12 protein-coding genes and 1 tRNA gene are annotated in these 13,177 nt (G+C 54.2%); 7 read left to right on the top strand and 6 right to left on the bottom strand.

All coding sequences use genetic code 11. The features are described from left to right. Nucleotides 1-801: hypothetical protein (locus HYU99_09760; protein MBI2340631.1), on the top strand; the 801-nt coding region annotated here is incomplete at its 5' end. Here HYU99_09760 and aspS read toward each other — a convergent pair. After that, the gene (gene aspS / locus HYU99_09765) at nt 769-2,550 is read right to left on the bottom strand and encodes an aspartate--tRNA ligase (GenBank protein MBI2340632.1); all 1,782 of its coding nucleotides are present in this window, start codon (nt 2,548-2,550) and stop codon (nt 769-771) included. The genes HYU99_09760 and aspS overlap by 33 nt on opposite strands. 119 nt (nt 2,551-2,669) lie before the next feature. On the opposite strand from aspS, the gene ileS reads away from it, so the two are divergent. The 6 genes from ileS to HYU99_09795 are packed head-to-tail and all read left to right on the top strand — an operon-like array spanning nt 2,670 to nt 9,654. Continuing rightward, entirely contained in the window at nt 2,670-5,495 is a 2,826-nt protein-coding gene (ileS, locus tag HYU99_09770; protein MBI2340633.1) for an isoleucine--tRNA ligase, read from the top strand. After that, nucleotides 5,492-6,061, top strand: a complete 570-nt coding sequence (gene lspA, locus HYU99_09775) for a signal peptidase II (GenBank protein MBI2340634.1) — start codon at nt 5,492-5,494, stop codon at nt 6,059-6,061. Before ileS ends, lspA begins: the two co-directional genes overlap by 4 nt. Before the next feature lie 34 nt (nt 6,062-6,095). Next, the gene (locus tag HYU99_09780; protein ID MBI2340635.1) at nt 6,096-6,881 is read left to right on the top strand and encodes a prolipoprotein diacylglyceryl transferase; all 786 of its coding nucleotides are present in this window, start codon (nt 6,096-6,098) and stop codon (nt 6,879-6,881) included. Next, a complete protein-coding gene (locus HYU99_09785) occupies nt 6,871-7,533 on the top strand; it encodes a CPBP family intramembrane metalloprotease (GenBank protein ID MBI2340636.1) in 663 nt (220 codons plus the stop codon). Before HYU99_09780 ends, HYU99_09785 begins: the two co-directional genes overlap by 11 nt. Before the next feature lie 54 nt (nt 7,534-7,587). After that, on the top strand, nt 7,588-8,892 hold the full coding sequence (locus tag HYU99_09790; protein ID MBI2340637.1) for a nodulation protein NfeD: 1,305 nt from the start codon (nt 7,588-7,590) through the stop codon (nt 8,890-8,892). Between the two features lie 15 nt (nt 8,893-8,907). After that, nucleotides 8,908-9,654 (top strand): slipin family protein, encoded by a 747-nt coding sequence (locus HYU99_09795; GenBank protein ID MBI2340638.1) that lies wholly within the window; start codon nt 8,908-8,910, stop codon nt 9,652-9,654. Here HYU99_09795 and HYU99_09800 read toward each other — a convergent pair. From HYU99_09800 to HYU99_09820, 5 genes are all read right to left on the bottom strand, one after another. Continuing rightward, a complete protein-coding gene (locus HYU99_09800) occupies nt 9,651-10,763 on the bottom strand; it encodes an agmatine deiminase family protein (GenBank protein MBI2340639.1) in 1,113 nt (370 codons plus the stop codon). The two genes, HYU99_09795 and HYU99_09800, sit on opposite strands and share 4 nt — an antisense overlap. After that, nucleotides 10,760-11,608 (bottom strand): carbon-nitrogen hydrolase, encoded by an 849-nt coding sequence (locus HYU99_09805; GenBank protein ID MBI2340640.1) that lies wholly within the window; start codon nt 11,606-11,608, stop codon nt 10,760-10,762. The genes HYU99_09800 and HYU99_09805 overlap by 4 nt, the downstream gene beginning before the upstream one ends. A gap of 116 nt (nt 11,609-11,724) precedes the next feature. Next, nucleotides 11,725-11,806, bottom strand: a tRNA-Leu gene (locus tag HYU99_09810). A gap of 11 nt (nt 11,807-11,817) precedes the next feature. After that, nucleotides 11,818-12,183 carry a preprotein translocase subunit SecG gene (gene secG, locus HYU99_09815; GenBank protein MBI2340641.1) on the bottom strand — a complete coding sequence of 122 codons (366 nt, stop codon included), beginning with the start codon at nt 12,181-12,183 and terminating at the stop codon, nt 11,818-11,820. A gap of 244 nt (nt 12,184-12,427) precedes the next feature. Next, nucleotides 12,428-13,150 (bottom strand): triose-phosphate isomerase, encoded by a 723-nt coding sequence (locus HYU99_09820; GenBank protein ID MBI2340642.1) that lies wholly within the window; start codon nt 13,148-13,150, stop codon nt 12,428-12,430. Nucleotides 13,151-13,177 lie beyond the last annotated feature (27 nt).

Raw genomic sequence — 13,177 nt, forward strand, 5'->3', positions numbered from 1 at the left:
GAAGGGTGCAACTGTACCGAAGGGGAAACCCAGTCCTGCGGCAGTGACGAAGGGGAGTGCGTGGCCGGCACGCAAACCTGCGCCAACAACCAGTGGAGCGACGATTGCGACGGCGAGACAGGGCCAAGCGACGAAACCTGCGACGGCGCCGACAACGACTGCGACGGCGAGACGGATGAAGACCTCACCGAAGCGTGCTACACCGGCGCCGCCGGGACGGAGAATGTGGGAGTCTGTACCGGCGGGACAAAAAACTGCACCAGCGGTAGTTGGGGCGACTGCGAGGGAGAAACCACCCCGGCAAGTTCCGAAACCTGCGACGATGGCCTCGACAACGACTGCGACGGTACGGTGGATGAGGATTGCGCGGACTCGGGAGAAACACCGGTGGAAACATCCGCATCCGCCATCGACAATTGTGTCCCGTCGGATGGAAGCCCTTCGACCCTGGGGAGCGATGATTTCGACCCGGCCTTAAGTATCAGTGATATATTGGGCCTCCAGGAAGGGGGATTGATCACAACTTATGCCGCTGGCCAAGAATATACGGCAACCTGGAACGATTCAACCGGCAAGGTTGACCTGAAAAGTGTGGCCACCGGCGAGATGACAACCTGTGAGTATCTGGCCGAGGCCGAGGTGGGGGTACGGGCCGCCGGCGGTGGCTGTTTGAATATGGGTGGTTCGGCGGCGATGCCCGCATCTCCCGTTCCATTTATCTGGCTGATCGTCAACCTTGGGGTGTTGTTCGGATTCAGACTGCGCCGGCTATTTCTTCGCCATCGCAATTCCCAGCTCTAAAAGCTGTTTTGGGTCCACCGGCGACGGGGCCTCTGTCATCGGGTCGGTGGCCTTTTGCGTCTTGGGAAAGGCAATCACGTCGCGGATGTTATCGCACCCGGTTAAAAGCATGATGAGGCGGTCAAGCCCGAAGGCGATCCCTCCGTGGGGAGGCGCGCCGTACTGAAGGGCCTCGAGCAAAAAGCCGAACTTTTCGCGGGCCTCTTCCTTTCCGATTTTGAGCAGATCAAAAACCTTTTCCTGAATCTTAAAATCGTGGATACGGATCGAGCCTCCTCCCACCTCGGTGCCGTTTAAGACGAGATCGTAGGCGTTTGCCTGACACTTGAGCGGGTCGGAATCCAAGAGAGAGAGTTGCTCAAATTTTGGCGATGTAAAGGGATGATGAACGGCAACCGGTCTCTTTTGCTCTTCATCCCAGTCGAACAAGGGAAAATCGACCACCCAGACAAAACTATATTTGGTGTCATCGATCAATCCGATTTTTTTACCGATATGTTCCCGAAGATTCCCCAGAGAGTCGTTGACAATTTTGGCCTTGCCGGCGCCAAAGAACACAATATCACCGGTTTTAAGACCGAGTGTTTCCTGTAACTGTTTTTTCTCGGCGTCGGAGAGAAATTTCGTGATCGGCGACTGCCATTCATTTTCCAAAATTTTAATATATGCCAGCCCCTTGGCGCCGTAGATGCCGGCAAATTTCGTGAAATCGTCGATCTCGCTTCGGCTGAAATCGGATTTTCCCGGAACCACCAGAGCCTTGATCATTTCGCCCACACGGGCAATCTCGCCAAAAACCTTGAACCCTGAATTTTGAAAAATGGGGGTGACCGTTTTGAGCTCGATCCCAAACCGGGTGTCGGGGGCATCAAGCCCGTAGCGTTCCATACATTCGTCATAGGAAAGTCGGGGGATGGGGAGAGGAATTTCGACGTTCAAAACCTTTTTCCAGACATTTGCAATAAGCCCCTCCATGATGGAAAGAAAATCATCCCGGCTCAAAAAAGAGGCCTCGAGATCGATCTGCGTGAACTCCGGCTGGCGGTCGGCGCGAAGATCCTCGTCACGAAAACAACGGACAATCTGAAAGTAGCGCTCAAAGCCGGAGACCATCAAAATCTGCTTGAACAACTGCGGCGACTGGGGAAGCGCGTAGAAATGGCCGTGATGAATCCGCGAGGGCACCAGATAGTCGCGCGCCCCTTCGGGCGTGGATTTTGTCAAAAACGGCGTCTCGATTTCGAGAAAACCGTTTTGCGCCAGATATTCCCGCACAATCTGCGAGACGCGGGAGCGGAGAATAATGTTGTTCTTGAGGGCAGTGCGGCGCAGGTCGAGGTAGCGGTATTTCAGCCGCGTCTCTTCGTTGACGTTGATCTCGTCTTCCAGCACGAACGGCGGCGTTTTGGAGCGGTTCAGGATTTCAAATTCTTCCACAACAACCTCAATCTCTCCGGTCTTCAGTTTCGGATTCGCCATCCCGTCCGGCCTTGCCCGGACCTCCCCGCTGATGGCCAGACAATATTCCGTCCGGAGTTCCCCTCCAAGCTCATGCGTTTTGGCGTCAACCTGCGGATTAAAGACAATCTGGGTAAGCCCTTCGCGGTCGCGAAGATCGACAAAAATCAACCCGCCGTGATCGCGCCGCGTGTCCACCCACCCCATCAGCACCACTTTTTTGCCGACATCGGTTTTCGCGAGCTGGTTGCAGTGGTGGGTTCGTTTGAGTTGGGTGATGAATTCCGACATAAAACGTAAGGGCGTACGGCTGTACGCCCTTACGGCGAGCGATTTAAACGTGCAGACCCGCTGGCGTCAAGGGATTTAAATTGACATTACCGGAACTTATATGATTTTTTGGTCGATTGATGGAATACAAGAAAACTCTCAATCTTCCCAAAACTGATTTTCCCATGAAGGCGGAATTGCCGAAGCGGGAGCCGGAACTCCTTAAAAAATGGAAGGAGACCGGCGTCTACGAAAAACTTCTGAAAAAAAACGAAGGGAAACCAAAGTTCATCCTCCACGACGGCCCCCCTTATGCCAACGGCCATATCCATTTCGGCCACATTCTGAACAAGATTTTGAAGGACATCATCGTCAAATTCAAAAACATGTCGGGGCGTTTTAGCGCTTTCATCCCCGGTTGGGACTGTCATGGCCTGCCGATTGAACTGGGCGCGATCAGGGAACTTGCCGAAAAGGAAAAAGACCCGAAAAAACGGACCGATCCCCTTGTGCGCCGCGAGGCCTGCCGGCAATATGCGGGCGCCTTTGTCCGCGCCCAGACAGAAGAGTTCATCCGCCTCGGGGTTTTTGGCGACTGGGAACATCCTTATCTCACGATGACCAATCGGTACGAGGCCGACATCGCCCGCGAATTTGTGAAACTGTATCTGAACGGCTATGTCTATCGCGGCAAAAAGCCGGTCTTCTGGTGTCCCTCCTGCCAGACCGCGCTGGCCGAGGCCGAGGTGGAATATGAGAATCACACCTCTCCTTCCATCTACGTAAAATTTCAACTCCCTCACATCGATAAGCTGGATCTGCCCGTCAAGAACAAACCGGTTTTCTTTGTGATTTGGACAACCACTCCATGGACGCTCCCGGCAAACGTGGCGCTGGCTGTCGGGGCAAAGTATGACTATGTCGCCCTCGAATGCGACGCCGAAATCTATCTTGTGGCCAGGGATCTCAAAAATTCTTTTCTCAAAGCGATTGATTTTATCGGCAATCCTGCCGAATTAAAAACCTGGACCGGACAAGAACTGTCCGATCCCGGCTTGTGCGCCAGCCACCCCTTCATGGCCAGGGATTCCCGCATCGTGCCTGGGGAACATGTCACGCTGGAGTCGGGAACCGGCGTGGTGCATATCGCCCCCGGCCATGGTCAGGAGGACTATGAGGTCGGACAGAAATACCGGTTGGAAACGTTGTGCCCGGTCGATGCCCAGGGGAAATTCACCTCTCTTTCCGACGCGCAGTATGAGGAAGTCAAAAAATGGGAAGGGCTGTTCGTTAAAAAGGCGGACAAACAGATTGTCGAATTCCTCTTTCAAAAAAAATTTCTGCTGAACGAGCCGGGCCAGACCCTGACCCACAGCTATCCCCATTGCTGGCGGTGCAAAAACCCGATCATCTTCCGGGCCACCGAGCAGTGGTTCTGCTCGCTCTCCCACAACGATCTCCGCAAAAAGGCCCTGAATGCCGTCAACTGCAACGTCAAATGGATTCCCAACTGGGGGCAGGACCGGATCTACGGCATGATCGAGACGCGCCCCGACTGGTGCCTCTCGCGCCAGCGCATCTGGGGGGTGCCGATCATTGTCCACCGCTGTGCCGACTGCGGTGAAAATCTTCTGGACCAAAAAATCGGCGAATATATCTGCGACGTTTTTGAAAAAAAAGGGGCGGACGCCTGGTGGGGGGATGATAAGCCGCTTCTGCCCAAGGGAGTCCGTTGTTCCTGCGGATCGGAAAAAATGATCAAAGAAGGGAGCATTCTCGACGTCTGGTTCGACTCCGGCGTCTCGTTTGCGGCGGTCTGCGAACGGCATCCACAGCTTGGTCCCCAGGGTGATTTATACCTCGAAGGCTCCGACCAGCACCGGGGGTGGTTTCATTCGTCCCTCCTTGTTTCGCTGGCGACAAGAGGGGGGGCCCCCGCCCGCGAGGTCTTGACCCACGGATTCGTGGTGGATGGAGAAGGGAAAAAATATTCCAAATCGGCCAAAAACTATGTCCCGCCGGAAAAGGTGCTGAATGAAATGGGAGCGGAGCTTTTGCGCCTCTGGGTGGCGGCGGAGGACTACAAAAACGACATCCGCGTCTCGGGCGAGATCATGAAGGTTCTGGCGGAGGTCTACCGCAAAATCCGGAACACCTGCCGATTCATGCTGGGGAACCTTTTTGATTTCAAGTCCGCGAGCCACCGCGTACCGCCCGAAAAGAGGACGGAGCTGGACCGCTTTGCGCTTCATCTTCTGGCCAGGGTCGTTCAAAAGGTCGAGAAGGCCTATGAGACTTATGAATTCCATGTGGTTCACCACACCTTAAACAAATTTTTTACCGTCGATCTCTCGGCCATCTATCTCGATATCCTGAAGGACCGCCTCTATTGCGACCGGGCGGACGGCGTCTTGCGCCGCTCGGCGCAGAGTAGCCTCTATGACATCCTGACCTCGGTGGCCCCGCTTTTGGCCCCGATCCTTTCGTTCACCGCCGAGGAAATCTGGCAGTTTATCCCCAATCGGGAAAAACTCCCCGAATCGGTCTTTCTCGCCTCCTGGCCGGAGGAGCACCCGAACTGGATCGACAATAATCTCGAGACCCGCTGGGAGCGGATCGGCACAATCCGCGATGAGGCGCTCAAAGCCCTCGAACAGGCGCGGCAGAAAAAGGCGATCGGCCATCCCCTGGACGCCAGGGTCCTTTTGGCCGGCGATGCCGAGACTCTCACCTTTCTGAAGAGCTATGAGGCGGACTGGCCGCAGATATTCATCACCTCACAGGTGGAAATTCGCGGCCGGCTCGACGCATTTCAGATCGAAAGCAAGGCGGTCCCCTCGCTGAAGGTGGCCGTCGAACCGGCCGAAGGGAAAAAATGCGGGCGTTGTTGGAATTACTCGGTAGAGACGGGATGCAACAAAGCACATCCGACCCTCTGCGGGCGGTGCGTGGAGGCGGTGCGATGAGGCGCCGATTGACAATCATCGCCGTCATTTCCCCCCTTATCTTCGCGCTCGACCAGTTTACCAAGGAGTTGATCGTCCGGAATATCCCTCTGGGGGGGAAAGTAACCATCTGGCCCAACCTTTTTGATCTCGTCTATTTTCAAAACCGGGGAGCCGCCTTCGGCATCCTTTCCGGCTGGGATTCTTCATTTCGGGACATCTTCTTTTATTGCATCTCCGTTCTTGCGCTCTTCTTTCTCTTTTATTACCTGAAAAAACTCCCGCCGGGAGACAGGGTTTCTCCCATCCCTGTCGCCCTCATCTTCGGGGGGGCGCTGGGGAATGTCTTCGACCGGATTTTTCGCGGATCGGTCGTTGATTTTCTTTCTTTTCACTGGAATAATAAGGTGATTGACTGGCGGATATTCGGTCTGTCGGTCCATTTCGATCTGGTCTGGCCGGCCTTCAACGCCGCCGACAGCGCCATCACGGTGGGGGTTTTCTGGCTGTTGATTTTGATGGCGATACACCAGAGGAGGGAACACAGACAAATGTCAAAGTTCAAAGTTCAAAGTTCAAAGAAATGATCTTTGGCATTTGAAATTTGACATTTCTTCACCCATGCTTCCGTTTCTCATTCACACTAAAAACATCACCATCCCCACCTTTTTCTTCATGGTGATGGCGGCCTCCCTGGCGGCCACTTTTTATGTTTATTATCAGGCCCCCAAAAAGGGCCTCTCGCAGGTGGTGATCCTCGATCTGGCGATGGTCGGCACTATTGTCGGCATTATCGGCGCGCGGCTTTTCCATGTGTTTGTCGAGGCGCCCGATTATTACTGGGAGCATCAAACCTATGTGTTCCATTTCTGGCGGGGGGGATTTGTCGGCTACGGCGTTTTTATCGGCATCCTTTTGGGGGTGATCGGGTACTTGAAAATCCGGAAACTCCCGCTCCTGAAATACTGCGACTTGGTGGCTCTCGGATGTCCGCTCATTGTCTTTTTTGTCCGGATCGGCTGTCTGGGGGCCGGTTGCTGTTATGGAACACCCACCGACTTTTTTATTCATCTGACTTTTAACAATCCCGCCTCCGACGGAGGACGCGACTTTCCGGGAGTCGCCCTTCATGCCACGCAGATCTACGATATGGCGAATGCCGTTGTCACCTTTATGGTTGTTCACTGGGTGGATAAACGAAAAAAATTTCAGGGACAGGTGATGCTCACATTTTTCATGACTTACGCCTTTTTCCGCTTTTGGATTGAATTTTTACGTGGCGACGAAGATCGCGGCGTCTACTTCGGCGGCGTCGTCTCCACGTCGCAAATTACAGGGGCGATTTTCATTATCATCGGCCTCTTTCTCTGGCGGCGTTGGAAGAAAAAATATTCCATTGAACCGTAAATCGCTCATCACCGAAACCTGCATTGCCTGGGCCGTCGTGATTACAGCTTGCCATCTGGCCTGGCGCCTTCAGGGGGTTGCCTGGATCGCCGAAAATACCTCGCTGGTCTCGGCCGTCTTTCTCCTCTACACGCCGCTTGTCATCTACTATCGCAAAAAAGGAAAAATCGCCTTCCTTGATGCTTCATTATCCGGTTTCGGCAAATCGGTTGTGATCTTTCTGATTTTTTCGGCGATTATTTTTCCGTTGGCCGCTGTCGGGAATCATTTTTACCAGCGGATTTTTTTCTCCTTCGGCTACCACCCCGGCCTCTTTCCCAAACCGGCAAAATGGGCCCTTTTTCAGCTCTTGCTTGTGGCCCTGCCGGAGGAGTTTTTCTTCCGCGGCTATTTTTTGGAACGGATGAACGAAATTTTCGGCAAGCGATGGCGTCTGTTGGGGGCCTCCGTCGGAGGGGGCCTGTTTGTCACGTCGCTTGTTTTTGCACTTTCGCACAGCCTGATCCATGTTCAGTGGTGGCATATCTTCATTTTCTTTCCTGCCCTGGCCTTTGGATGGCTGAAGGAAAAAACCGGGACCATTACGGCGCCGATTCTCTTTCACACCACGGCAAATGCCTTCTCGTATTGGGTGGCCCTGCATTATTTTTAAACTTGTCATCGGACGGATCGGACTGATAGGACGGATCGGACTGATAGGACAAATATGCCTGCCATTTTTCGCGCCATTTTTATTTTTCTCGCTTCCTGTTTCCTGCTTCCTGCTTCGGCCGGAGCAACACCGCAAATAATCCACTACACCCTGGACGACACCATCCATGGCGGGACTGTTGAGATTCTCGAACGCATTTTCGACAAGGCGAAAAAGGAAAATGCCGAGGCGATCTTAATTCAAATGGACACGCCGGGAGGCCTTCTCGATGCGACGGAGGAGATCGTCAAACTCTTTCTCAACTCACAAAATCCCGTCATCGTCTATGTCGCCCCCAGCGGGGCCAAAGCAGGCTCGGCGGGCACCTTTATCACGCTGGCCGCCCATATCGCCGCCATGGCGCCCGGCACCTACATCGGGGCGGCCCATCCGGTGGAAATGTTCGGCGGCGGCGAGGAAAATGAACAGCAAAAGATCATGAAGAAAAAAATCGAATCGGCCACCACGAGCTTTATCGAGGCGATTGCCGAACAGAGGGGGCGAAACGTCGAATGGGCCAGAAAGGCGGTGCTGGAGAGCGAGACGCTCACGCAGGACAAGGCGTTAAAAAACCGGGTGATCGATATCGTGGCTCCATCGAAAGAGGAACTGCTTAAAGTCCTGCACGGCAGGAAAGTGAAATTGCCCGACGGGGAAAAAACACTCAATACGCAAAATGCCGTCTTGGTTCCCTATGAACCCGGCCTCAAACTCCGCTTTCTGAACACGGTCGCCTCGCCGACCATGATCTATCTTTTGATTCTCGCCATGATCGCCGGCATCTATCTTGAAATCTCCCATCCGGGAAGCATCCTGCCGGGGGCGGCGGCCGGAGCCTGTCTCGTCCTCCTTCTCATCGCGACGCGGACTCTTCCCGTAAACGCCCTGGGCATCCTTTTGATGGGCACTGCGCTTGTCCTGCTGATTGTCGAGATTTACGTCGTCAGCTACGGCCTTTTGACGGTGGGGGCCATCGCCTGTTTTTTTATCGGTTCGCTTTTTCTCTTCGATCCGGTGGAGACCGATGTGCAGGTCCCTCTCCCGTTTATTATCGGAAGCACCGGGGCGCTGGCCGCCATTGCGGGGGTGATCGGCTATTCGGTGGTTCGAACCCTTGGCCGAAAACAGGCCTCCGGCCGCGAATCGATGATCGGCGCAAGAGGGACGGTGGAAGAATCGGTTGGCCCCGAAGGGCCGGGAAAGATTTTTGTTCAGGGGGAGTATTGGAACGCGGTGTCGGATGTCCCCATCGAAAAAGGGGCATCTGTTGAAATTGTGGAGATGAGAGGGTTGTCGGTTGTTGTTAAAAAAAGCGGTTAAAAAAAAGGAGGTTCTATGAGCGGCACATTTCTTTTTGGGGCGATATTCTTTGTCTGGTTTTTAAGCGGCGTCCGGATCATCATGGAATACCAGCGGGGGGTGGTCTTCCGTTTCGGCCGTTTGATTAAAATCAAGACGGCGGGCTTGAGATGGATTATTCCGCTGGTTGACCGGATGCGGAAAATCGACCTCCGCACCGTCACCATGGATGTGCCGCCGCAGGATGTCATTACCAAGGACAACGTCTCGCTTAAGGTCAACGCTGTCATCTATTTCCGGGTGGTCGATCCCGACAAGGCGGTGGTGCAGGTGGAGCATTATCTCTTTGCCACCTCCCAGCTCGCGCAAACGACGCTCCGCTCGGTTTTGGGCCAGCATGAGCTCGACCAATTGCTGGCCGAACGGGAGCAGATCAACAAACGCCTCCAGGAAATTCTTGACCGGCAGACCGATATCTGGGGAATCAAGGTTTCCGCGGTGGAGGTGAAACATATCGATCTTCCGGAGGAGATGAAGCGGGCCATGGCCAAGCAGGCCGAGGCCGAGAGAGAGCGGCGGGCGAAGGTCATTCATGCCGACGGCGAATTCCAGGCCGCCGCCCGGCTGGGAGACGCCAGCGATATTATCGGAAGCCACCCTCCCGCGTTGCATCTCCGTTATCTGCAGGCCCTAACCGAGATCGCCGCGGAAAAGAACTCGACCACCATCTTCCCCGTGCCGATGGATTTGCTGGATGCGTTTATGAAGAAGGTGAAGAGTTAAATGGCCGGTTGCTGTTGAGTCACGCAGTGAAAGGCCCCAAGGCCCCAGACAAAATCCGTGGCGTTGATGCCGACCACCTTTCGATCCGGAAAAAAATCCTGCAAAATCGCCCGTGCCCGATCGTCGTTGGCATGATGATAGGTGGGAAGCAAAACCACTTTGTTGGCAATGTAGAAATTTGCGTAGCTGGCGGGAAGGCGCTGGCCCTCATAATACACGGCCCCGGGCATGGGGAGGGGGATAATTTTCAAGGGATTGCCGTTCTGATCCTTCATCCGTTGAAGCCTCTTTAAATTATCCTGAAGAATTTTGTAATTTTCATCATGTGGATTTTCTTCAACAGCCGTGACCACAGTCGTGGGATTCACAAACCGGGCAATGTCGTCGATATGCCCGTCGGTATCGTCTCCCGTAATGCCGTCGCCGAGCCAGAGGACATGGGAGATTCCCAGGCAATCCTTTAAATATTGCTCGATCTGATCCTTTATCAGATGTGGATTCCGGTTTTTATTCAACAGACATTGTTCGGTTGTCAGGAGCGTTCCTTTTCCATTGACGTCAATGGAACCCCCCTCCAGCACCATGTCGATTTTGAACGCCGGAATATCGAGTTCCTTTTCGATTTTTTCAGGCACCGCGTTATCCAGCTCCCACGGCGGATATTTGCCCCCCCATTTGTTGAATTTCCAGTTGGTAATAGCTAACGACTCTTTATCAAATCCCCCCTCACCCCCCTTTGCTAAAGGGGGGGATTGGTTTCCTCCCCCTTTGAAAAAGGGGGATTGAGGGGGATTTTTCACGACAAATATCGGACCACAGTCCCGCATCCAGCAGTCATCCGTCACAATCCGGTGAAAAATCACTTTTTTCAGATCCACATCGGCCTTTTTGAGGAGACCCTGCGCCTCTTTCTCCATTTTTTCGTCGTTCACATTAAGATGAATTTTTTCGCCGGTGGTGAGGTGACGGATCATCTCGACCCATACGCCGGGAATCGGCTCCATCTTGCCGGGCCAGGTTTCAATGTTGTGGGGCCAACTAAGCCATGTGGCCTCGTGCAGTTCCCATTCGGCGGGCATGCGGTAGTCGGATTGTTGAGGAGTTTTCATTTCGGTTCGGCTATTTTCATCCGCCGGCAATCGAGAAAGGGCCATGACTCACGAACCTCTTGAATACGCGAAAGGTCACAGGCTGAAAGAATAATTTCCTCCCGATCATGCCCGGCCTGTTGCAAAACTTTGCCGAACGGATCGGAGACAAACGACCCCCCCCAAAAATCGAGGTTTTGCTCCAAGCCGGTGCGATTGGCCGCGGCGATAAAGACGCCGTTCGCGATGGCGTGGGAACGCTGGATGGTCACCCAGGCATCGAACTCGGTTTTAGCCACATCCTTCCCTTTTTCACTCACCGGCCAGCCGATGGCGGTCGGATAGAAGATAATCTGCGCCCCCTTTTCGGCCAGGACGCGTGCATTTTCCGGGTACCACTGGTCCCAGCAGACCGAGACGCCGATGGTCCCGTAATGTGTTTTAAAAACCGGCAGGCCCAAATTCCCCGGTTTAAAGTAAAAGAGTTCCGAGTAATGATGCCCCGGATCGTCCGGAATGTGGAGCTTTCGGTATTTTCCCAAAACCGACCCATCGGCGTCAAAAACAACTGCGGTGTTGTAATGGTCTTTGCCGTCTTTTTCGAAAAACGAGCCGACAATCACGATACCAAGCTCTTTGGCCAGTTTTGAAAAAGCCCCGGTGTTCGGTCCGGGAATTGTTTCGGCCAGAGAAAAAAACCGGCGATCATTGGTTTGGCAGAAATATTTGGAGAGAAAAAGCTCCGAGACAGAAACAATCCGCGCCCCTTGACCCGCGGCCTCACGGATTCTGCCGATTGCTTTTTCGAGATTTTGAGCAGAGGTCTCCACATGGGTCATCTGGATGAGGGCGACATTGACTTTCATAATTTCGTATGTTTCGTCCTGCGGTGAAACACCACGAGTCGTATGTTCAGCCAGAGGCTGATCCGCCTCCGGCGGAAATTTGCACACCAAGCTCTTGCGGAATTACACAGCAGATGTGCCGGGAGCGGGACTCGAACCCGCAAGCCTTGCGGCATACGCCCCTCAAACGTACGTGTATACCAATTCCACCATCCCGGCAAAAAATTCTGCTACTGCCCCGCCGGCTTTTCCGCCGGAGCCGCCTCGGGGGCTCTTTCAGCAGGGGCGGGCGCCGCAGGAGCCTCCTCCACAGGCGCCTCCACGGGAACGTTGTCCACCGCCGATTCGCCGCCGCCGGTTTTTGAGCGCCCTTTGTGAATGGCCGCCAGCGAAATGGAGGTGAGCAAAAAGACCAGGGCGCCGGTTGTCGTGAGCTTCGACAAAAACGTGGCCGCTCCCCGCGCGCCAAAAAGGCTTTGCGAACTTCCCGCCCCGAAAGTGGCGCCGATGTCGGCCCCTTTTCCGGCCTGAAGCAGAATCACCACAATCAGGAAGAAACAGACGATAAAATGAACCACCAATATCAGCGGCTCAATGGTTTCCAAAAAGATCAACATAATATCGGGGGCTTTGCCGCTGGCGCCCCCGTACCCCCCATTCGCTCGGACGGAACAAGTCCGATCCTCGCTCACAATAATTAACGAACCCAACGACAAACAAAGAGAGTCCTTTTGGCGGCGCAATTTTCGTTCCCGCCAGCCACATCCGCCGACGATACAACCCAACTCCTAGCGGCTTGCGAAAATTGCGAAGACAAAGGGACTCTCTTTGTTTGCGGCATCAGGTATAATTAACAATCCGCGCAAAAGAGTCAACCTCAAGCGAGGCCCCCCCCACCAACACCCCGTCGATATCGGGTTTTTTCATCAGAACCGCAGTGTTGTCGGGTTTGACCGATCCACCGTACAGAATCCGCATCTGACCCGCCGCAGACGCCGTGAAATGCCGCACAAACCACCGGCGGATCGCCTCGTGCACCTCTTGGGCCTGTTCGGGGGTGGCGTTTTTGCCCGTCCCGATGGCCCAGACCGGCTCATAGGCAATAACCAGCGCGGGCGCCGACGAGGCAAAAACCTCTTTCAGTCCTTCTCCCAGCTGTCTTTCAATGACCTCCGCTGTTTTACCCTTGTCGCGCTGATCTTCCGTCTCGCCGATGCAAAAAATCGGCGTCATCTCATTGGCGAAAACAGCCGCGATTTTTTTGCAAACCTCTTTGTCCGTTTCGTGAAACAACTGCCGCCGCTCCGAATGCCCCACAATCACATACTCGCAGTTCAGCTCTTTAAGAAACGCCGCGCCGATCTCGCCGGTAAAAGCCCCCTTCTCCTCCCAATGGCAATTTTGCGCCCCCAGTTTGACCGTTGGCTTCTCGGAGAGCGCCACCGAAAGCGAATACAGAGAGGTGAAGGGGGGGCACAAGACAACTTCCACCTGCCCCTCGGACGGCAAATCTTTCTGGATGCGGGTGGCGAACTTGAGCCCCTCCTTTACCGTATGGTTCATCTTCCAGTTTGCGACAATAAGAGGCTT

This window comes from Deltaproteobacteria bacterium (genome assembly GCA_016183175.1).
Classification (GTDB): domain Bacteria; phylum UBA10199; class UBA10199; order UBA10199; family SBBF01; genus JACPFC01.

Coding starts and splice junctions, on each gene's coding strand:
- HYU99_09780 (MBI2340635.1), top strand. CDS start 6,096: ATGCTTCCGTTTCTCATTCACACTAAAAACATCACCATCCCCACCTTT.
- HYU99_09800 (MBI2340639.1), bottom strand. CDS start 10,763: ATGAAAACTCCTCAACAATCCGACTACCGCATGCCCGCCGAATGGGAA.
- ileS (MBI2340633.1), top strand. CDS start 2,670: ATGGAATACAAGAAAACTCTCAATCTTCCCAAAACTGATTTTCCCATG.
- HYU99_09790 (MBI2340637.1), top strand. CDS start 7,588: ATGCCTGCCATTTTTCGCGCCATTTTTATTTTTCTCGCTTCCTGTTTC.
- HYU99_09805 (MBI2340640.1), bottom strand. CDS start 11,608: ATGAAAGTCAATGTCGCCCTCATCCAGATGACCCATGTGGAGACCTCT.
- lspA (MBI2340634.1), top strand. CDS start 5,492: ATGAGGCGCCGATTGACAATCATCGCCGTCATTTCCCCCCTTATCTTC.
- HYU99_09820 (MBI2340642.1), bottom strand. CDS start 13,150: ATGAACCATACGGTAAAGGAGGGGCTCAAGTTCGCCACCCGCATCCAG.
- aspS (MBI2340632.1), bottom strand. CDS start 2,550: ATGTCGGAATTCATCACCCAACTCAAACGAACCCACCACTGCAACCAG.
- HYU99_09795 (MBI2340638.1), top strand. CDS start 8,908: ATGAGCGGCACATTTCTTTTTGGGGCGATATTCTTTGTCTGGTTTTTA.